At 65.5% G+C, this 19,317-nt stretch carries 19 protein-coding genes and 1 pseudogene; 13 read left to right on the top strand and 7 right to left on the bottom strand.

Features of this window, described 5'->3' with window-relative positions; translation table 11 throughout:
• Together VJ811_RS07490 and tgt are read left to right on the top strand one after the other, a co-directional pair.
• A pseudogene (locus VJ811_RS07490) lies at nt 1–260 on the top strand (hemerythrin domain-containing protein); the annotation flags it as partial.
• A gap of 47 nt (nt 261–307) precedes the next feature.
• The gene (tgt, locus tag VJ811_RS07495; protein WP_324071631.1) at nt 308–1,432 is read left to right on the top strand and encodes a tRNA guanosine(34) transglycosylase Tgt; all 1,125 of its coding nucleotides are present in this window, start codon (nt 308–310) and stop codon (nt 1,430–1,432) included.
• 1 nt (nt 1,433) lies between these two features.
• Here the strand turns inward: tgt and VJ811_RS07500 are convergent, their stop codons facing one another.
• Nucleotides 1,434–1,604, bottom strand: a complete 171-nt coding sequence (locus tag VJ811_RS07500; RefSeq protein WP_324071632.1) for a NepR family anti-sigma factor — start codon at nt 1,602–1,604, stop codon at nt 1,434–1,436.
• Nucleotides 1,605–1,812: 208 nt separating this feature from the next.
• On the opposite strand from VJ811_RS07500, the gene VJ811_RS07505 reads away from it, so the two are divergent.
• The 7 genes from VJ811_RS07505 (at nt 1,813) to xth (ending at nt 8,892) form a co-directional block, all read left to right on the top strand.
• Complete coding sequence (locus VJ811_RS07505; RefSeq protein ID WP_324071633.1) at nt 1,813–2,607, top strand: response regulator; 795 nt, start codon at nt 1,813–1,815, stop codon at nt 2,605–2,607.
• A 157-nt stretch (nt 2,608–2,764) separates the two neighbouring features.
• Nucleotides 2,765–5,452, top strand: coding sequence for a bifunctional [glutamine synthetase] adenylyltransferase/[glutamine synthetase]-adenylyl-L-tyrosine phosphorylase (locus VJ811_RS07510; protein WP_324071634.1), 2,688 nt, complete (start codon nt 2,765–2,767; stop codon nt 5,450–5,452).
• Between the two features lie 71 nt (nt 5,453–5,523).
• Nucleotides 5,524–5,991 carry a peroxiredoxin gene (locus tag VJ811_RS07515; protein WP_324071635.1) on the top strand — a complete coding sequence of 156 codons (468 nt, stop codon included), beginning with the start codon at nt 5,524–5,526 and terminating at the stop codon, nt 5,989–5,991.
• Between the two features lies 1 nt (nt 5,992).
• On the top strand, nt 5,993–6,784 hold the full coding sequence (locus VJ811_RS07520) for a ferritin-like domain-containing protein (protein WP_324071636.1): 792 nt from the start codon (nt 5,993–5,995) through the stop codon (nt 6,782–6,784).
• Between the two features lie 132 nt (nt 6,785–6,916).
• A complete protein-coding gene (locus VJ811_RS07525) occupies nt 6,917–7,603 on the top strand; it encodes a M23 family metallopeptidase (RefSeq protein WP_324071637.1) in 687 nt (228 codons plus the stop codon).
• A 91-nt stretch (nt 7,604–7,694) separates the two neighbouring features.
• Complete coding sequence (erpA, locus tag VJ811_RS07530; RefSeq protein ID WP_324071638.1) at nt 7,695–8,036, top strand: iron-sulfur cluster insertion protein ErpA; 342 nt, start codon at nt 7,695–7,697, stop codon at nt 8,034–8,036.
• An 85-nt stretch (nt 8,037–8,121) separates the two neighbouring features.
• Complete coding sequence (gene xth, locus VJ811_RS07535; protein WP_324071639.1) at nt 8,122–8,892, top strand: exodeoxyribonuclease III; 771 nt, start codon at nt 8,122–8,124, stop codon at nt 8,890–8,892.
• A 127-nt stretch (nt 8,893–9,019) separates the two neighbouring features.
• On the opposite strand, the gene VJ811_RS07540 is transcribed toward xth, so the two are convergent.
• The 3 genes from VJ811_RS07540 to VJ811_RS07550 form a co-directional block, all read right to left on the bottom strand.
• The gene (locus VJ811_RS07540) at nt 9,020–10,141 is read right to left on the bottom strand and encodes a DUF1501 domain-containing protein (RefSeq protein ID WP_324071649.1); all 1,122 of its coding nucleotides are present in this window, start codon (nt 10,139–10,141) and stop codon (nt 9,020–9,022) included.
• Nucleotides 10,142–10,144: 3 nt separating this feature from the next.
• The gene (locus VJ811_RS07545) at nt 10,145–11,575 is read right to left on the bottom strand and encodes a DUF1800 domain-containing protein (protein ID WP_324071640.1); all 1,431 of its coding nucleotides are present in this window, start codon (nt 11,573–11,575) and stop codon (nt 10,145–10,147) included.
• A gap of 63 nt (nt 11,576–11,638) precedes the next feature.
• Nucleotides 11,639–12,805, bottom strand: coding sequence for an N-acetyltransferase (locus tag VJ811_RS07550; RefSeq protein WP_324071641.1), 1,167 nt, complete (start codon nt 12,803–12,805; stop codon nt 11,639–11,641).
• Between the two features lie 382 nt (nt 12,806–13,187).
• On the opposite strand from VJ811_RS07550, the gene VJ811_RS07555 reads away from it, so the two are divergent.
• Nucleotides 13,188–14,312 (top strand): fatty acid desaturase family protein, encoded by a 1,125-nt coding sequence (locus tag VJ811_RS07555; RefSeq protein ID WP_414711920.1) that lies wholly within the window; start codon nt 13,188–13,190, stop codon nt 14,310–14,312.
• Between the two features lie 57 nt (nt 14,313–14,369).
• Here the strand turns inward: VJ811_RS07555 and VJ811_RS07560 are convergent, their stop codons facing one another.
• The 3 genes from VJ811_RS07560 to lptF are packed head-to-tail and all read right to left on the bottom strand — an operon-like array spanning nt 14,370 to nt 17,052.
• Entirely contained in the window at nt 14,370–14,696 is a 327-nt protein-coding gene (locus VJ811_RS07560; protein ID WP_324071643.1) for a hypothetical protein, read from the bottom strand.
• 34 nt (nt 14,697–14,730) lie between these two features.
• The gene (gene lptG / locus VJ811_RS07565) at nt 14,731–15,831 is read right to left on the bottom strand and encodes an LPS export ABC transporter permease LptG (RefSeq protein WP_324071644.1); all 1,101 of its coding nucleotides are present in this window, start codon (nt 15,829–15,831) and stop codon (nt 14,731–14,733) included.
• A complete protein-coding gene (gene lptF, locus VJ811_RS07570) occupies nt 15,832–17,052 on the bottom strand; it encodes an LPS export ABC transporter permease LptF (protein WP_324071645.1) in 1,221 nt (406 codons plus the stop codon).
• A gap of 133 nt (nt 17,053–17,185) precedes the next feature.
• Between lptF and VJ811_RS07575 the strand changes: the two genes are divergently transcribed.
• The 3 genes from VJ811_RS07575 to VJ811_RS07585 all read left to right on the top strand — a co-directional run.
• Nucleotides 17,186–17,701, top strand: coding sequence for a DUF2141 domain-containing protein (locus tag VJ811_RS07575; protein ID WP_324071646.1), 516 nt, complete (start codon nt 17,186–17,188; stop codon nt 17,699–17,701).
• Nucleotides 17,702–17,719: 18 nt separating this feature from the next.
• Complete coding sequence (locus VJ811_RS07580; RefSeq protein WP_324071647.1) at nt 17,720–18,694, top strand: acylglycerol kinase family protein; 975 nt, start codon at nt 17,720–17,722, stop codon at nt 18,692–18,694.
• 10 nt (nt 18,695–18,704) lie between these two features.
• Nucleotides 18,705–19,317: hypothetical protein (locus VJ811_RS07585; protein ID WP_324071648.1), on the top strand; the 613-nt coding region annotated here is incomplete at its 3' end.

Below are 19,317 nucleotides of genomic sequence, written 5' to 3' on the forward strand. Positions count from 1 at the left end.
ATAAGGAGATCGAGGATTTCCTGACCGAACTTTACGAAATGGATTTTTCCTCGACCGGCTGGCTCACGCGTTTTCGCACGATGAAGGAGCGTTACCTCCACCATATCGACGAGGAGGAGGAAGAGATGTTCCCCGAGGCCGAAAAGGGTCTGTCGGAAGCGAAGAAGCGCGAACTGATCAAGATATTCGAGAAGGAAAAGCCGAAGGAAAAGGCCAAGGCGGCCGAAGAGGAACCGTCGAGCGAGCACGCGAAGGCCTGAACGCCCGCCCTCGACTTTCGGTGCATGTCCCGCCATAGGCGCGCGCCATGACCGACAGATTCGCCTTTCAGGTCGCCGCGACCGACGGCGCCGCGCGCACGGGCACGATCCGGATGCAGCGCGGCGAGATCCGCACGCCGGCTTTCATGCCCGTCGGCACGGCGGCGACGGTCAAGGCGATGCGCCCCGCCGAAGTGCGCGCCACCGGCGCCGACATCATCCTCGGCAACACCTATCATCTGATGCTGCGCCCGACCGCCGAACGCATGGCCCGCCTCGGCGGACTGCACGCGTTCATGGGCTGGGATCGGCCGATCCTGACCGACAGCGGCGGTTATCAGGTGATGAGCCTGTCCGCGCTGACCAAGCAGAGCGAGGAGGGCGTCGCGTTCAAGAGCCATCTCGACGGCTCGCGCCACATGCTGACCCCCGAACGCTCGATGGAAATCCAGCGCCTGCTCGGCAGCGACATCGTGATGGCGTTCGACGAGTGCCCGCCGAATGGCGTCGATATGAAGCGCGCCGAGGCGAGCATGGAGCGATCGATGCGCTGGGCCGTGCGCAGCCGTGCGGGCTTCGACGCGGGCGGCGAGCATGCCGAGCGGTCGGCGCTGTTCGGGATCCAGCAGGGCTCGCTCGACGAAAAGCTGCGCGCGCGCTCGGCCGCGGCGCTCGCCGACATCGGCTTCGACGGCTATGCGATCGGCGGGCTGGCGGTGGGCGAGGGGCAGGAGGCGATGTTCGGGGTGCTCGATTATGCGCCAGGGCAGCTCCCCGTCGACAAGCCGCGTTATCTGATGGGGGTGGGCAAGCCCGACGACCTGGTCGGTGCGGTCGCGCGTGGGGTCGATATGTTCGATTGCGTGCTGCCGACGCGGTCGGGGCGTAACGGGCAGGCGTTCACCCGCGACGGCCCGGTCAACATCCGCAACGCGAAATTCGCCGAGGATCCGGCGCCGCTCGATAGCGATTGTCGCTGCCCGGTATGCACGACCTGGTCGCGCGCCTATCTGCATCATCTCGTGCGCTCGGGCGAGATGCTCGGCGCGATGCTGATGACGCAGCATAATCTGCATTATTATCAGGATTTGATGGCGGGGATGCGCGATGCGATCGCCGCCGGGACGTTCGCGGCGTTCCAAAGCGATTTCGACACGCGCTACAAGCGCTGACTCAGTCGAGTTTGCTCAGCAAATCCAGCAGCGATTGGGGAATATCTTCGTCGACGGTGGACTCATAGGCACGGCGCAAGGCGCCGTTGACGTCCTGCCCCTTGGCGGAAGGTTTTTTATCCGCGTCCTTTCCGGAGGTCACACCGCGTGGCGAACCGGTTTTAGACGACATTATCGAAGCATCCGCTGGACATGGACCTTTTGCTAACCGCGCGTACACCAAAGAGCAATGGCGCGTTTGTTCCTTCGCGATGAAACTATTTTGCGGCTAAATCGTTCCCAAAGGTCGAAATATATCGGATGGTGAGGGGGAGGCACGGGCGTTTGTCTCTTTTCCGGACGCGTCCGCCAAAATATGTGCGGCTATCAGGAGGTGAAATATGTCATTGGGTCAGTCGGTTGCGCCGCATCTTCCCTATCTGCGGCGTTATGGCCGGTCCATTTCCGGGAGCCAGCAAAGCGGCGATGCGCTGGTCGCGCGGCTGCTCGAAACGCTGGTGGCAAACCCCGGCGCGGTCGATGTCGGCAGCGACCTGCGCATCCAGCTTTACCGGATGGTGCACGACAATTTCGGGCTGATGGCCGAAAGAGCGGCGACGAGCGACGGCGGCGCGCTATCCGATATCGCGATTGCCGATGCCCGTCTGCGCCGCATCCCGTCGCTCGCGCGGCAGGCGCTGCTGCTCACCGCGGTCGAGGGTTTCAGCTTCGAGGACACGGGCCGCATCATCGGCCGCGATGCCGAGGCGGTGCGCGCGCTGATTTCCGACGCGACCGACGAAATCGACCGTCAGACGCGCGCGCGCATCCTGATCATCGAGGATGAGCCGATTATCGCGATGGACATCGAAATGATCGTCCGCGAACTCGGCCATGACGTCGTCGGCGTCGCGACCACGCACCGCGAGGCGGTCGACGAGGCGCAGAAGCACCAGCCGGGCCTCGTGCTCGCCGACATCCAGCTCGCCGACAACAGCTCGGGGATCGAGGCGGTGCAGGAAATCCTCGCCGACCTCAAGGTGCCGGTCATCTTCATCACCGCCTTCCCCGAACGGCTGCTCACCGGCGACCGGCCCGAGCCCGCCTTCCTGCTCACCAAGCCATACCAGCCCGCGACATTGCGTGCGGCGATCTCGCAGGTGCTGTTCTTCGACGAAAGCACGATCCCGGCCTGAAGCTGGTTGCACCGGTTTGTCAGAGAACCGTCGTCCCCGCGAAGGCGACGGATAAATAAATAGGGACTGTCCCTATTTATTGGCAGGGACTGTCCCTATTTATTGGCTCATGTGCCGTTCTTGCCACACGCACTGGCTCGCGCGATAGGGCAGGGTAATGACACGCCCCGACGCCTCCCGCCGCCAGTCGGCGCTCGACCGGCTTGCCGCTTACGCGCCGTTCCTCGCGCGGCTCGCGGAATTGAACCCCGACGATGTCGCGCGTTTCCTCGCCGAGGGCACCGATGCCGCGCTGGCGGAGGTCGCCGCGCCGCCGGCCGGCGACGACATCATGCGGACGCTCCGCCAGTGGCGCGGGCGGATGGCACTGCTGCTCGCGCTCGGCGACCTGTCGGGCGAGCATGATGTGGCGACGACGACGCGGCTGCTCTCGGGCTTTGCCGACCAGGCGTGCGATGCGGCGCTCGCCGCCGCCTTCGCCGAGCGCGTGCCCGGCGAGGAGCCGCGCGGGTTGGCGGTGATCGCACTCGGCAAGCTCGGCAGTTACGAGCTCAATTATTCGTCGGATATCGACCCGATCCTGATCTTCGATCCCGACACCCTCCCGCGCCGGTCGCGCGACGATCCGGGCGAGGCGGCGGTGCGGATCGCACGGCGGATGACCGAAATATTGTCGGCGCGCACCGGCGACGGCCATGTGCTGCGCGTCGACCTTCGCCTCCGTCCGCATCCCGAGGTGACGCCGATCGTGCTGCCGGTGAACGCCGCCATCTCCTATTATGAATCCGAAGCGCTGGCGTGGGAGCAGGCGGCGTTCATCCGCAGCCGCGCGTCGGCGGGCGACCGGATGCTGGGCGAGCAGTTCCTGTCGGCGATCCAGCCCTTCATCTGGCGCCGCAGCCTCGATTTCCGGCAGCTCAAGGAAATCGGCGCGATGAGCGACCGGATCCGCGACCATTTCGCGCAGGGGCAGGCGTTCGGGCCGGGTTTCGACCTCAAGCGCGGGCGTGGCGGCATCCGCGAGATCGAGTTTTTCGCGCAGGTCCACCAACTCATCTACGGCGGGCGCGACCCATCGCTGCGCGTTCCCGCGACGGTCGATGCGCTCGCGGCGCTTGCTGCGGCGGGACGGATCGAACTCGAGGTCGCGGCGCGGCTGTCGGGCCATTATGCGACGCTGCGCCGCATCGAGCATCGGCTCCAGATGATCGAGGATCAGCAGACGCATTGCCTGCCCACCCAGGAAGCGGCGCTCGACTGCGTCGCGCGGCTCGATGGCGCGGTCGATGGCGCGGCGCTGCTCGCGATGCTCGAGCCGGTGGTGACCGACGTCGGCGGCTGTTACGACCGCCTCGTCGCCGAGCGTGCGGTGACGACGGGCCTGCCGCGCGACGAGGAGGGGCTCGCGGCGATGCTGGTCGCGGCGGGGTTCGATCCGCCCGACGCGGCGCTCAAGACGATCGCCGAATGGCGCGGCGGCAAGTTGCGCGCGCTACGCAGCCCCGCCGCGCTCGATGCGCTCGAAACGATGCTGCCCGAACTGGTCAAGGCGCTCGGTGCAGCGCCCGACCCCGACGGCACGCTGATGCGGTTCGACAAGCTCGTTGCGGGATTGCCGAGCGCGATCAATTTCTTTCACTTGCTTGCCGCGCAACCGGCATTGGCGCGGATCGCGACGCGGATATTGTCGCTCGCGCCAACGCTCGCCGATGCGCTCGGCGCCCGCGTCGAACTGATCGAGGGGCTGATCGACCAACGCGCGTTCGATGCGCCCGCGAACAAGGAGCAGCTGGCGGCCGAATGGGGGCCGGGGCTCGCGGCGCTCGATTATGAGCGGCTGCTCGACCGCGTGCGCGACCATGTCGGCGAGCGGCGCTTTGCCTATGGCGTGCAGCTCGTCGCCGGGGCGACCGACCCGCTCGTCATCGCATGCGGCTATTCGGAGCTGGCCGAGGCGGCGTTGCAGGTGCTCGCCGATGCGACGGTCGCCGAATTCGTCGCGGCGCACGGCCGCGTCCCCGACAGCGAACTGGTCGTGCTCGCGCTCGGCCGGCTCGGCGGGCGGGCGCTGACGCATGCGTCGGATCTCGACCTCATCTATCTCTTCACGGGCGACCATCTTGCCGAATCCGACGGCCCGCGGCCGCTTGGCGCGACGACCTATTACAACCGCCTCGCACAGCGCGTGACCGGCGCGATGTCGGTGCCGACCGCGGCGGGCAAGCTCTACGATGTCGACACAAGGCTGCGCCCGCAGGGCGCGCAGGGGCCGCTTGTCGTCACCGTCGACAGCTTCGAACGCTATCAGCGCGAGGAGGCGTGGACGTGGGAGCATATGGCGCTGCTCCGCGCGCGGCCGGTCTATGGTTCGGTCGAAGCGCGCGCCGAGGTCGAGCGGATCATTACCGACCTGCTCGCGATCCCGCGCGATCCGGCGAAACTCGCGGCCGACGCGGCGGAGATGCGGAGCAAGATCGCGGCGCACAAGCCCGCCAACGGCGCGCTCGACATCAAGGGCGGGCCGGGCGGGCTCGTCGATCTCGAATTCGCGATGCAGGTGACGCAGCTTGTCAGCGGCCAGTGTCACGATCCGAATATCGCGGCGGCGCTTGGCTGCATGAAGGCGGCGGGGCTGGTGCCGCCTGAGGTGATCGAAGCGCACGGCCTGCTCGCGCGGATGCTCGTGATGCTGCGCCTCACCGCGCCCGAGGGCGAGCCGCCGACCGTCGCGGCGCGACAACTGGTGGCGAGCCAGTGCGGCGAGCCCGGCTGGCCGCAACTGCTTGCCGCGCACGACGCGGCGCGGCAGGAGATCGCCAACTGGTGGGCGTCGATTCGCCAATAAATAGGGACAGTCCCTATTTAATCGATGGGGTAAAATAGGGACTGTCCCTATTTATTGAGGAGATTGAGCAGATGAGCGGCCCGCAAATCGGAGATTCGGTTCCCGCGGTCAAACTTCGGGACGCCGACGGCGCGGCGATCGACCTTGCCGCGATGAAGGGCGCGCCTTTGGTGGTCTATTTCTACCCCAAGGCCGACACACCCGGCTGCACGACCGAGGCGCAGGATTTCACGCGGCTCGCGCCCGAATTCGCGAAGCTGGACGCGCAAATCCTCGCGGTATCGCGCGATACGCCGGCGAAACTCTGCAAGTTCCGCGACAAATATGGCCTGACCGTCCGCCTCGCCTCCGACGAGGACGGCGCGGCGTGCGAAGCGTTTGGCACCTGGGTCGAAAAGCAGAATTACGGCCGCACCTATATGGGGATCGAACGCTCGACCTTCCTGTTCGGCGCCGATGGCAAGCTTGCGAAGGAGTGGCGGAAGGTGCGCGTGAAGGGCCATGCCGAAGCGGTGCTGGAGGCGGCAAAGGCGCTGTAAAATGCCGAGCCTGGGCGAAGCCGCGCGAGCGGTCCTGCTGACGCCGGACCCGCACGACAAGCGCCGCGCGGCGCGCAGCATGGCGCGCGCATGGCGGCAGGGAAGGCTTGCGCATCGCTGCGATACCGCGATGCCCGACGAGCCCGCGTGGCCCGCCGCGCCCGAGCTGCTCGCGCCGAACCGGATGCCGAGACGCGGCAAGGGCGGATCGGAGCGGGGGCGTGTCGCGCTGCTCCACGCGCTCGCACATATCGAATTCGTCGCGATCGACCTCGCGGTCGACCTGATTGGCCGTTTCGGAGGCGAATTTCCGCGCGAATTCGTCGATGACTGGATCGGCGTCGCTGCCGACGAGGCGATGCATTTCGCGTTGCTCGACCGGCGCTTGCGCCAGCTTGGCAGTCATTATGGCGCATTACCGGCGCATGCGGGGCTGTGGGAAGCCGCGCAGGTCACCGCCGACGACGCGCTGGCGCGGCTGGCGATCGTGCCGATGGTGCTCGAAGCGCGCGGGCTCGATGTCACCCCGGCGACCATCACCCGCTTCCAAAGCGTCGGCGACGACACATCGGCGAAGATTTTATCGCGTATTTACAACGATGAAATCCGGCATGTGAGCGCGGGCACAGTCTGGTTCGGCTGGTTGTGCGACGAACGGGGATTCAACGCCGTCGAAACGTGGCAAAGCCTCGTAAAATTGCGATTTCGGGGCTCTCTAAAGCCTCCATTCAACGACTCGGCGCGCCACGACGCCGGTCTGACGCAAGAATTCTACGCCGTTATTGCTTCGTAAGGATTGGGGCAGCAAACAGGCTTCCGCGGGGGATGAGCAATCATCCAAACCAAGAAACACCGGCGCCAAGGCCCATTTTACGGACTTTGGCGACATGGCAGATGCGGGGTCGTAGTTTTGATCAACACTCTTGTGGCGCAGAAGTTGCACCAAGTCGCAATCCTCTGCGCGGCAGCATGTTTTGGACTGGCCACACCGGCCGCCCACGCTGCCGAAACCAGCGCCGACGCTGGTGTTGTCGCTCCCGACGAACCCGATGACGACAGCTTTACCGCTGGCGTTCCGTCGACCGGCGAGGACAGCGAAGCCCGCGCGATTTTTCAGGCGTGGAAGCGCCTCGACACCGGCCTGACCGCCTCGATCGGCGTGGCGGTGCCTTCGCGCCGCCCGATCGACCAGATGTCGCTGTCGTCGTCATACGGCATGCGCGTCCACCCGGTCACCGGCAAGGTCGCGCGCCACAACGGCATCGACATCCCGGCACCGCGCGGCACCCCGATTTACGCGACCGCCGACGGCATCGTCGGCCGCGCCCAGCGCCTCGGCGGCTATGGCAATTATGTCGAAGTCGAACATGGCAACGCGATCCAGACGCGCTATGGCCACATGTCTTCCTTTGTCGTCACCCCCGGCCAGTCGGTCAAAAAGGGCGACGTTCTCGGTTACGTCGGCTCGACCGGCCGTTCGACCGGCAACCACCTCCATTATGAAGTCCGCATCGAAGGCGCGCCGGTCAATCCGATGCCGTTCGTCCGCTCGGACCAGATGGCGATCGCCGCGATCACCGGCAAGAATGTCGCGATGGGCGGTCCCGAATAAAGAGCTTAACTGGGTCGGAGAGGAGGGGCGCCAGGCGGGTCACCGTCGAGGCGCCCTTTTTATTTGTGCATAAGGTCCCTATCTAGCGGTCATGGCCACGCAGCTTTCCGAAATCACCCTGTCGCCCGCCGCCGCGGCGCGCGTCCGCTGGATCGCCGACCGCAAGGGCGGGACCGAGGCCGCATTGCGCCTCGCGGTCGATGGCGGCGGTTGTTCGGGCTTCACCTATCGCTTCGGCCTCGCCGACAGCATCGACGCCGATGACATCGTCACCGAAACCGACGGGGTGAAGCTGGTCGTCGATCCGGTCAGCATCGACCTCGTGCGCGGCTGCATCGTCGATTTCGTCGATTCGCTCGGCGGATCGTCGTTCAAGGTCGAAAATCCCAACGCGGCTTCGGGCTGCGGTTGCGGGTCGAGCTTCTCGATCTAATCGCGCTTCATGTCGTCATGCTGAAACAAGTTCAGGGTGACGAAGGGGCTGGGATCGGCCCCGGCTTGCTGCCATAGAAGCGGCCATGAAAATCGCGACCTTCAATATCAACGGGATCAAGGCCCGTTTGCCGCGCCTCGTCGAATGGCTTGAGGAAACGCAGCCCGATATCGCCTGCCTGCAGGAACTGAAATCGAGCGACGAGACGATGCCGACCAAGGAGATCGAGGCGGCGGGGTACGGCTTTCTTTATCATGGGCAAAAGGGCTTTAACGGCGTCGCGATCCTCGCGAAGGGGACGCAGCCGGTCGAGGTGCAGCGCGGGCTGGCGGGCGAGGCCGAGGATGAGCAGTCGCGCTATCTGGAAGCCGACGTCCATGGCGTGCGCGTTGCGTCGATCTATCTGCCCAACGGCAATCCGCAGCCCGGACCCAAGTTCGATTACAAGCTACGCTGGATGGCGCGGCTGCGCGAGCGGGCCAAGGTGCTGCTGGCGTCCGAAATCCCGACGATCCTGACCGGCGATTACAACGTCATCCCGCACGACGACGATGTGTGGGACCCGCGCGCGATGGCGACCGACGCGCTGATGCAGCCCGAATCGCGCGACGCCTGGTTCCGGATGCTTGGAGACGGCTGGACCGACGCGATCCGCAGCCGGCATCCGGCGGGCGGCGTGTGGACCTTCTGGGACTATCAGGCCGGCGGCTGGCAGCGCGACCATGGGTTCCGCATCGACCATCTGCTGCTCAGCCCCGTGCTGGCCGACCGGCTGGTCGACGCGGGCGTCGACAAGGACCATCGCGGTCGCGAAAAGGCGAGCGACCATGCGCCGACGTGGGCGGTTCTCGCCTGAGTTACATTTGAACAGGGCTGTGTGCTCCCGCGAAGGCGGGAGCCCATCTCCGGCCGGCGCTATTTTGAACGGGTAGGAGATGGATCCCCACCTTCGCGGGGACACGGGAGTTGTCAAATTTGACGCCTCAGGCGTCGGGATAGAGCGTCGTCATCACCCGCTTCGGGTCGAGCGCATAATGATGCGCGACCGCGCCCGCGATCACGCTTTCGAGGCTGCGCGTCGGTTTGAGGTCGCGGCCTTCGTAGCGGGCGGCGGCGTCGAGCCCCGGCCAGTCGGCCGACACCTTGCCGCCTTCGTTCAATCCGCCGCCAAGCAGCATTGCGGTCGACGCGGTGCCATGGTCGGTGCCGCCGGTGCCGTTGACCTCGACCGTGCGGCCGAATTCGGTCGCGACGATCACCAGCGTGTCCGTCCATGCCGGGCCGAGCCCGGTTTGCAACGCACCGACAAGCTGGTCGAGCCCGCGCAATTGCGCCGCGAGCCGGCCGCGCTGACCGCTGTGCGTGTCCCAGCCGCCGGTTTCGACCATCATCACGCGCGCGCCATCGGCGGGCAGCATCAGCGACGCGGCGAGCTTGCCAAGGTCGGCGCCGTTGCGGCCGTTGTTGCCGCCGATGTCGCTCGCCAGCTCCTGCGTCTTCACCGCGCTGTCCCACAGCGGGTGGAGCAACGGATCGTCTTGATAGAGCGCGGTCAGCCGCGCGATCAGGTCGGCGTCGGCCTGCGGCAGGCGGCTCGGCGCATAGGTTCCGACCTGCACCGTCCCGCGCAAGGCGAGCGGCACCGCGGGGGCGATCGCGATCGCATCGCGCTCGGCGGCGGGAAGCAGAGTGAGCAGCCGCCCGACCCAGCCGTCATCGCGCCCATAGGGCCGCGACCCGCCGCCCTCGAGCATATTCTGCCCGTCGAAATGCGAGCGGTCGCGATAGCCGGTGGCGACCGCGTGGGCGAAATGCGCCTGCTTGCCCGTATAGAGGCCCGCGGTTGCCGCGAGCGCCGGATGCAGCGTGAACATGCCGTCGAGTTTCGCACCGCCCGCAGTCTCGTCGGCCATCGCGCGCCGCGCGGCGGCGAAGGCGGGGTCGCCGGTCGGCGCGACGATCCCCAGGCCATCGGCGGCGCCGCGCTGGATGATGAAAACCAGCCGTTTCGGCGTGCCCGCGGCGGCATAGGCAAAGCCGGGGAGCGCGCCCACGGCGGCGACGGTAATCCCCGACAATATAATCGAGCGGCGTGAGAGAATCATCATTTATCTCCGCAAAAAGGCCGGGCTGGCGAACAGCATCGCGATGCCTTGGCCCGGACTGTCGGCGCGCGCGATCGCTTGCGCGGTGTCGGGGGTGAGCGCGTCGGCGAGGACGAGCGGGGCGAGCTGGCGCGCATCGGCGCGGTCGCCGATCCGCCCCGCGATCCGGCTCGCGAGTTCGACGCGCTGCATCAGCGCCGCCGATCCCGCCCAGGTCGCGACCTTGTCGTCATAGCCCGCGGGCGATCCGGGGCGCCACACCGGCTGGCCGAGCTGGGTGAACAGCGCGGCGATATTCTGCCGTGCGCCAAACGCTGGGATCTTCAGCGCGCGCAGCATCGACACCGTCCAGTCCCATGGCGATTTGAACATCGCGGGCGCGGTCGCCCAAGGCTCGGGCGAGGCGATCAGCGTGCGGTAGAGCGACGGAAGGTCGCCGCCGGTCTTGAGGAAGTCGGCCGATAGCCGGTCGACGAGTGCCGCCGGGGGGTCGTCCCCGGTGAAATGGCGCGCCAGCTTGGCGGCGATATGTTTCGCGGTCGCGGGATGGACGGCCAGATCGCGCAGCACGGCTTCGGCCTGACGTCCGCCGGGCTGGTCATAGCGTTTGCCGAGGATGGTCTGCGCGCCGGGTTGGTGGAGGCGGTCGATGAATAGCGTTGCGCCGGGCTGCGCATCGGCGGGCATCAGCCGCTGCCCCGCGCCGCGTCCGAGGCCCGCGACGGTCAGGCCGGTGAGCGCTTTCGCAAAAGCCGTCACGTCGGTTTGCGTATAGCCCGTGCGCACCCCGAGCGTGTGCAGCTCCAATATCTCGCGCGCGAGATTCTCGTTGAGCCCCGGCGCCTGTCGATTGCCGCGATTTCGCACGCGCGTCGCGAACGGGCTGTCGGGGCCGAAACTCTGCGCCTGATCGAGGTAGAGCAGCATTGCGGGATGATGGGCCGCGGCGATGAGAAGGTCGGAAAATTTGCCCATGATATGCGGGCGGATCGCCGCATTCTCATAATGGCCCGCGAAGCCGACGACGGTCTGCTTGTCCGCCGACACCGCGAAATGATTCGCCCAGAAATGAACGAGCCGCTCGGGGAAGGGGGTGGACGTCGCGACCGCGGCGGACAGGCGCGCCGCGCTTGCATCGACATAATGGCGGCGGATAGCCGAGCGCGACAGGCGGCGGAGTTCGGGGCCCATGCCCTTTTCCTCCTCGTTCATCGGCATGTCGGCGGCTTCGCGGCGCATCGCCTGCCGCTCGTCGCGATATTCGACATAGGCGGCGGCGATCGCCTCGCGCCCGGCCAGCCCCGCCAGCGCGGCGGGGGCGGGGTCATAATCGCCGATCTGGCGCGTCAGCCAGGCTTTCGGGTCATCGATCGCCGGATCGTCGAACCGGCGGCCGAGGCCGAAGCGATTGGCGGCAAGATATTGGGCTGCCATGACAAAGCCTTTCCGTGCGTCCAACGCACGATGGCCCGCATTTGTCGCAAAGCTGTCCCGGCGTCAGAGCGATTTGTCGTAGATTTGATACACGCGGTTGACCTTGGCCTCGATCGCTTCGGCGACGGCGTTCATCCCCTGATTGTCGTCGAGCACCCAGCCGATATCACCGCGCTTGGTGCCATAATCGGCGACCGCGTCGCGGCGGATATATTCGATCATCATGAAGGCGAGGGTGCTCGCCATGCGGCTGTTCTGCAGCTTTTTCGCGACACCCATCAACGGCACGCGCAGGATATGGCTCTGGGGTTTGCGCAGCCACCACAGCAGCCGCGCCCAGTTGAAGGGCAGCAGCGAGCCGTCCATGTCGATCAACAGCTGGTTGATGTTCGGCAGCACGATCATGAAGGCGACCGGCTCGCCATCGACTTCGGCGACGCGGATCAAATCCTCGAAAACGATGTCCTTCAGCTTCTTGCCGACATAGGCGATCTCGCTGTCGGTCAGCGGGACAAAGCCCCAATTGTCCGACCAGGCATCGTTGAGCAGCCCCATGATCAGCTTCGCCTCGGCATCGAAACGGCGCTTTTCGACCTTGCGGATGCGGATGCGCGCATTTTTCTCGCCCGCCGCGACGATGCGGTTGACGATCGGCGGAAATCCGTCGTCGATCGCGACGTCGTAATTCAGCAGCTGTTTGACCGGCCGATAGCCCGCGCCCTCGACCCAGCCGCGATAGAGCGGGCTGTTGTGCCCCATCATCACCGTCGGCCGGTTGTCGAACCCCTCGATCAGCAGCCCGGGTTCGTCCCAGATCGAAATCGACAGGGGCCCGAGCGAGCGGTGCATCCCCTGCGCGCGCAGCCAGTCCTCGGCGGCGGCGAGCAAGGCCCGCGCGCTTTGTTCGTCTTCGGCTTCGAGCAGGCCCCAGTTGCCGGTGCCGGGTCCCATGCCCTGTTCGGCGGGCTGCGCGAGCGCCAGTTCGTCGATATGCGCCGAAATGCGCCCGATCGTACGGCCATCGCGCCGCGCGAGGAAGAACTGCGCCTTGCCATGTTCGAACCAGGGATTCTTGCCGGGCGTCAGCAGGCCGTACACCTCGCCCTTCAGCGGCGGCACCCACGACGGATCGCCGCGATTGAGGCGAAAGGCGAGCTCGACGAATTCGCGTAAATCGTCCTTGGTCTTGACCGGGTGGATGGTGATCGGGCCGTCCGAATGTCCGCTCATACTGGTTTCCTGAATTGTCTGACCTATATCGAGGGTCAGAACCTGCTTAATGCACGTTCGAGGCATCGAAATGGCGAAGATATCGACTTCGCGAGGCCGCTGCGGATGGTGGTGCCATCTGCAAGGCCGCGTGGAGGCGAGATCGAAGCCATTTCGGCGTCCCTTCGGGATTTGATCGATTTTGTCCATGGCTGCGTCGGCAAAGCTTGGAATATTGTATATGCCTGCGCCTTGCCTTCTTGCCCTGAACAAAATCGCTTCAAACCTCGAACGCGCATTAAGCAGGTTCTGACCCTTGGGCGACGCATTACGGCATAGAAATGGCGCTGGCGACCCGCATTCGGCCATTTTGCTGCCACGAAAATATGGTGAAGAGCCGGATATGTTAGCGATGAACACTCTTGTTGACCGGCTGTCGGTTCCCCCGGCGGCACCGGTCCCTCCGTCGGCGGATGCCGGCAAGATGCCGAAATCGGCGATTGCCGACGATATGGCGATGATCCGCGCGGCGTCGGAGCTGACGCGCGATCTCGTGACGCCCAGCGCGCGCATTTACTGGACCGATATGCTTGCCTCGGCCTTTATCGGCTATGCGGGCATCGCGGCGGCGATCCTGGCGCCCTCGACGGCGTGGATGCTGGTCGCCGCGGCGATTTCGGTCGTCGCGCTGTATCGCGCGGGTAGCTTCATCCACGAACTCACCCATATCCGCAAAAACGCGCTGCCGGGCTTTCGCCTTGGCTGGAACATCCTCGTCGGCGTGCCGATGCTGATCCCGTCCTTCATGTACGAGGGTATCCACAGCCTGCACCACAACCGCACCAAATATGGCACGGTCGAGGATCCCGAATATCTGCCGCTCGCGCTGATGAAGCCGTGGACGGTGCCGCTGTTCGTGGTCGCCGCGGCGTTCGCGCCGGTCGCGCTCGTCTTTCGCTATGCGGTGCTGACCCCGCTGTCGTTCCTGATCCCGCCGCTGCGCAAGGTCGTCGTCGAACGCTATTCGGGGATGATCATCAACCCGATGTTCCGCCGCAAGCCGCCCGAGGGCGAGTTTCGCCGCTTATGGGCGTGGCAGGAAGGCGGCGCCTGGGCGTGGTCGAGCCTGCTGATCGCCGCGGGCGTCTTCGGCTGGGTGCCGCTGCGCGCGCTGCTGATCTTCGGCGCGATCGCCGCGGCGACGCTGGTGCTCAACCAGATCCGCACTTTGGTGGCGCATCTGTGGGAAAATGACGGTGCGGTACTGACCGTGACCGGCCAGTTCCTCGACAGCGTCAACGTCCCGCCGCCGGGCCTGCTGCCCGAGCTGTGGGCGCCGGTGGGGCTGCGCTATCACGCGCTGCACCATCTGCTGCCGGGCGTTCCCTATCATTCGCTCGCCGAGGCGCATCGCCGCCTGAAGGACGCGCTGCCCGCGGATTCGCAATATCATGGCGCGAATTACGACGGGCTTCCGGGGCTGGTTGTGCGGCTGGTTGCGGGATCGGCGCGGGGCGCTGCGGGCTGAGCTTCGACGTCTGCGAGCGGCTAGCTTTAACAGATGGCTGCTTCGGGGGAGGTAGAATCATGCTTCTCCCTCACCTCCGTAACAATGGATGGTCCCCCAAACCGTGCGCTTGCCCGGCTCGATGCTGGCGAAATTTGCAGCGAGGTGCTCGTCGATATCTTCAATCTCACCGAGATCGAAAACCTCCTGCTCATCGCAGATCTCTAAGACGCGCAGTGCATGATGCTCCAAGTCGCTCACCAGCAGAGCGCGGGCAGAATCCTCGTCGGGAGCGAGGGCGATCATCCAGCCGCAAGCGCCTTGGGCAGAATCCGGGAGAATTTCTTGCTCTCTTTCTCCGCGCTCAAATGTGATGAGAGCTACCCACCAACGTCCATCGCTCATTGGTAAATTTCCTCGGCGGCCGCTATCGGCCACCCTATTCCTCGGTCCGGATCAAAATCATCTCGCCGATCAGCGCAAACAAGATGAACGGCCCCCACGCGGCGAGGAAGGGCGAGTAGGCGCCGAGGTCGCCCATCGCGAGCGCGAAATTGTCGGCGACGAAATAGGCGAAGCCGAGCCCCATGCCGATGATCGCGCGGATAAAGAGCTTGCCCGAGCGCGCGAGCCCGAACGCCGCGACCGCGCCGAGCAGCGGCATCAATATCGCCGACAGCGGCCCCGAAATCTTGTGCCACAGCACGCCCTTCAGCGCGTCGACCGGGCGCCCCGCCGCCTCGAGATCGGCAATCGCCGATTTGAGTTTCAGGAAGGGCAGTTCGTCGCCGTCGACCTGCGCCAGCGTGAACTGGTCGGGGCGGACATCCTTCGCCGCGACGATCGTGCCGAGCGGCTCGAGCGTGCCCGAGCGGCGCAGGAAACGCCGCGCATTGGTCAATTCCCAGCCGCCCGTCGCAAGCGCGCGCGCGCTGTCGGCCGACAGCATCGACGACAGCACCCCGCCGGTGCGCTCGTAAATCGTCACATAGCCGAGGATGATCACCGGACCGCTGGTATCGACCGTCGCGGCGTTGATCAGATCGTCGCCGTCGCGGACCCAGATGTTCGTGCGTATGCCGCTGTCCTTGGGGACCTTTTTATACTCGACCTTCTGCCACGCGCTGAGCGCCGCGGTCGATCGCGTGACGATGCGTTCGTTGAACGCGAAGCTGATCCCCGCAACGAGCAAGGCCGCGAGGAACAGCGGCGCGAGCACCTGATGCGCCGACATGCCCGATGCCTTCATCGCGATGACCTCGCTGTTCTGGTTCAGCGTCACCATCGTCAATATCGTGCCGAGCAGCACCGAAAAGGGCAGGAAAGTCTCGACGATCTGCGGCAGCCGCATGCCGACATAGCGCCACACGTCGGAGTCGCTGTTGCCCGCGACGCCAAGGATCTTGCCGCTCTCGCCCAGGAGGTCGAGCGTCTGGAGAATCAGCACGAGCGCGAAGAGGATCGAGAAGGAGCGGACGAGGAAGAGGCGGCCGACATAGAGCGCCATCGTCCGCGACGGGAAAAAGTGGAGCTGATTCATTTAGTTCACACTCTCCACCAGCCCCGGCTTGCGCTGGAACATCGTCAGCATTTTACGGATCTTCTGCGCCGCCTTCGCCGCGACGCGCTCGAGCGCACCGATCGGCTGGCCGCCGGGCACATGCGCGACGACATAATACATCCAGATCGCGAGCGCCGCGAACAGCAGATAGGGCACCCACAGCGCGATCAGCGGGTCGACCACGCCGCGCGCGCCCATGTCCTCGGCATATTGGTTGATCTTGTGCTGGGTCACCAGCAGCACGATCGACAGGAAGACGCCGAGCGACGATGTCGATCGTTTCGGCGGGATCGCGAGCGCGATCGCGATCAGCGGGATCAGGAACATCGACATCACTTCGACGATGCGGAAGTGGAAATTCGCGCGCGATTCGAGCCGCGTCTGCACCGACTGGCTCTTGTCCTTGCCGGCGACGAACAGTTCGGGGATCGTCATTTCGCGGTCGGCGCCGCCGCGCAGGCGGAACGCCTCGATCTTGGGCAGCGGGATCGGCAGGTCGTGATTGTCGAAGGTCAGCACGCGCGGCACAGCGAATTTGGGCGATTCATGGATCAGCACGCCCTGCGACAGGCGCAGGATGATCGTGTTCGGATCGTCGGTCGCGAGGAACTGCCCGCGCGCCGCGGTCGCCGACACGCGCTGCCCGTCCTTGTTGTCGCCGCGCACGAAAATGCCGCGCAAGCTGCGCCCGTCGTTATAGCTTTCCTCGATCCTGAGCGTCATGCGGTCGCCCAATTTGGTGAATTCGCCGACCTTGATCGACGCGCCGAGCGCACCCGAACGCAGCTCGAATTGCAATCCTTCATAGGCGTAGCGCGCGACGGGCTGGATGAAGCCGACGATCGCGAGATTGAGCGCCGCGAGCGCGATCGCATAGGCGAAGGGCACGCGCATCAGCCGCCCGAAACTCATGCCCACGCCCTTCAGCACGTCGAGCTCGCTCGAAGTCGCAAGACGCCGGAAAGCAAGGAGAATTCCGAGCATCAGCCCGATCGGGATGCCGAGCGAGAGATATTCGGGGATGAGGTTCGCGAGCATGCGCCACACGACGCTGACCGGCCCGCCCTCGGTGGCGACGAAATCGAACAGGCGCAGCATTTTTTCGAGCACGAGCAGCATCGCCGACAGGACGAGCGTGCCGAGCATCGGGAAGAAGATGAGCCGCGCGATGTAGCGGTCGATGGCAGGAAGCTTATTCAATCTTTGGTCGCCCCATCACCATGATTTGGCCGCAGTTGTTTCCGATATGCCGATTCAAGGGCGACAGGGACCCGTGTCAGCGTGCGCTTTTGCGCTTGCTGATATGGCTATAGCCTCTGGAGGTTTTGAGGTCATGTCGAAAATGTTTCTCGCCGGACTGCTGGCCGCCGGCGCTGCCGGAGCGCTGATCGCGCCCGTCGCGGCGCAGGGTGCCGCGCTGGGTCCGAGCGCCGCGCTGTGCAACAGCAACGCCACCGCCGTCCAGGTCGACGTGCGCGGTTTCAAACAGCGCACGGGGACGCTGCGCGTACAGATTTACAGCGCGAACAGCAGCTATCTGGAAAAGCGCAAATGGCTCGAACGCGTCGACGTCCCCGTGTCGCGCGCCGGGACCATGTCGGTCTGCGTGCCCGTGAAGCAGCAGGGCAGCTATGTCATTTCGGTGCGGCACGACATGAACGGCAACGGCAAGTCGGACCGTAGCGATGGCGCGGGCCTGTCGGGCAACCCCGACATGAAGGTCAGCGACTTCATCTTCAAGCGGAAGCCCAAATTGGCGCAGGTCAGTTTTGCGGTCGGCGGCGCCACCAAGCGCGTTCCGGTCGTGCTGAACTATGTCAACGGCCTGTCCTTCGACCCCGTCGAATAGAGAGACTTTAGGGATTATATGGCAAGCGTCGCGCTCCTTTCGAATCCGCGCTCCACGGGCAACCGCTCGCTGTTGCCGCGGGTTCGCGAATATTGCGCGGCGCACCCCGATATCTTTCATTATGAGGTCGAGGATGTCGACCAGATCGAAAAGGCCATTCGCACCATGGCGATGGTCGGCCCGCGCGTCGTCGTGATCAACGGCGGCGACGGCACGGTCCAGGCCGCGCTGACCGAGATTTATTCGGGCGACCATTTCGGCGGTTCGCCGCCGCCGGTCGCGGTGCTTCCCAATGGCAAGACCAACCTCATCGCGCTCGATCTGGGCGCCGAGGGCGATCCGATCAAGGCGCTGGAGCGCGTGCTCGAACTCGTCGCGAGCGGCCGGCTCGAAGATCATGTGATCGAACGCCAGCTGATCTCGCTTGACAGCGGCGGCGAAGCGCGGCCGGTGCTCGGCATGTTCCTCGGCGGCGCCTATCTGGCCGACGTGATGCTCTATTGCCGCAACCGCATCTATCCGCTCGGCCTGCCGAACGGGATTTCGCATTTCCTCGCGGCGATCCTCGGGCTGTTCGCGATCATTTTCGGGATCGGCGGCGGGCGCCTGCCGCCCAAGCCCGAACCGATGACGGTGTCGCTGATCCGTCAGGGCGAGTTCAAGGGCAAATTCTCGCTGCTGATCGTCACGACGCTGGAAAAATTGCTGCTCAGCATCCGCACGAGCGACGGCGGCGGCACCAATGGCCATATGAAATTGCTTGCGACCGACAGCAATGTCGGCGCGGTGTTCCGCATGCTCGGCGCGACGTGGCGCGGCACGCTGGGACAGAACCAGCTCGACGGGGTGCATTTCCAGCAGGGCGACGAAATCCGCATCGAGGGCGAACGGTCGAACGTGATCCTCGACGGCGAAATCTTCCAGGCCAAGCACGGCATGCCGATCATCCTGACCTCGACGCAGCCGGTTCCGTTCCTGCGCCTCGCCGCCTGAGGGCTCACCCGTGTCCGACCTGATCGATCTGGTCCGCGCCGAACTGGCGATCCCCGTCGACCCGCGCGTCGCCGCGATGGCGGCGGCGATCGCCGCCCAATATCCGGGCAGCGCGCGCGCGGTGCTGTTTTACGGCAGCTGTCTTCGCGAGAGCGAGCTCGATGGGCTGATGCTCGATTTCTACCTGATCGTGTCCGACTATAGCGACGCCTATCCCAAACGCTGGATGGTGGCCGCCAACCGCCTGATCCCGCCCAACGTCTTCCCGTTCCAGTCGGGCGGGCTGATCGCCAAATATGCGGTGCTCAGCGAAGGTGATTTCGACCGCCTGAACGGCGCCGAGACGCGCAACGTGTCGGTGTGGGCGCGCTTCGCGCAGCCGTCGCGCCTCGTCTGGGCGGTCGACGATACCGCGCGCGACCGGGCGATCGCAGCGGTCTCGCGCGCGGCGCCGACCTTGCTCGCCGCGGCGGGTGCGGTCGCCGGCGAAGCGTTGCTCGACTGGTGGCGGCGCGCCTTTTCGCTTACTTATTCGGTCGAGCTGCGCGCCGAGCGCACGAACCGCGCGCAGTCGGTCGTCGACGCCGATGCAGGGCGTTACGAACGGTTCAGCACGCCGGCGA

This window comes from Sphingopyxis sp., assembly GCF_035250425.1.
Lineage (GTDB): Bacteria > Pseudomonadota > Alphaproteobacteria > Sphingomonadales > Sphingomonadaceae > Sphingopyxis.

Coding starts and splice junctions, on each gene's coding strand:
- VJ811_RS07505 (WP_324071633.1), top strand. CDS start 1,813: ATGTCATTGGGTCAGTCGGTTGCGCCGCATCTTCCCTATCTGCGGCGT.
- erpA (WP_324071638.1), top strand. CDS start 7,695: ATGGCCACGCAGCTTTCCGAAATCACCCTGTCGCCCGCCGCCGCGGCG.
- tgt (WP_324071631.1), top strand. CDS start 308: ATGACCGACAGATTCGCCTTTCAGGTCGCCGCGACCGACGGCGCCGCG.
- VJ811_RS07520 (WP_324071636.1), top strand. CDS start 5,993: ATGCCGAGCCTGGGCGAAGCCGCGCGAGCGGTCCTGCTGACGCCGGAC.
- VJ811_RS07555 (WP_414711920.1), top strand. CDS start 13,188: ATGTTAGCGATGAACACTCTTGTTGACCGGCTGTCGGTTCCCCCGGCG.
- VJ811_RS07560 (WP_324071643.1), bottom strand. CDS start 14,696: ATGAGCGATGGACGTTGGTGGGTAGCTCTCATCACATTTGAGCGCGGA.
- VJ811_RS07550 (WP_324071641.1), bottom strand. CDS start 12,805: ATGAGCGGACATTCGGACGGCCCGATCACCATCCACCCGGTCAAGACC.
- VJ811_RS07515 (WP_324071635.1), top strand. CDS start 5,524: ATGAGCGGCCCGCAAATCGGAGATTCGGTTCCCGCGGTCAAACTTCGG.
- VJ811_RS07510 (WP_324071634.1), top strand. CDS start 2,765: ATGACACGCCCCGACGCCTCCCGCCGCCAGTCGGCGCTCGACCGGCTT.
- xth (WP_324071639.1), top strand. CDS start 8,122: ATGAAAATCGCGACCTTCAATATCAACGGGATCAAGGCCCGTTTGCCG.
- VJ811_RS07540 (WP_324071649.1), bottom strand. CDS start 10,141: ATGATTCTCTCACGCCGCTCGATTATATTGTCGGGGATTACCGTCGCC.
- VJ811_RS07575 (WP_324071646.1), top strand. CDS start 17,186: ATGTCGAAAATGTTTCTCGCCGGACTGCTGGCCGCCGGCGCTGCCGGA.
- lptG (WP_324071644.1), bottom strand. CDS start 15,831: ATGAATCAGCTCCACTTTTTCCCGTCGCGGACGATGGCGCTCTATGTC.
- VJ811_RS07580 (WP_324071647.1), top strand. CDS start 17,720: ATGGCAAGCGTCGCGCTCCTTTCGAATCCGCGCTCCACGGGCAACCGC.
- VJ811_RS07545 (WP_324071640.1), bottom strand. CDS start 11,575: ATGGCAGCCCAATATCTTGCCGCCAATCGCTTCGGCCTCGGCCGCCGG.
- VJ811_RS07500 (WP_324071632.1), bottom strand. CDS start 1,604: ATGTCGTCTAAAACCGGTTCGCCACGCGGTGTGACCTCCGGAAAGGAC.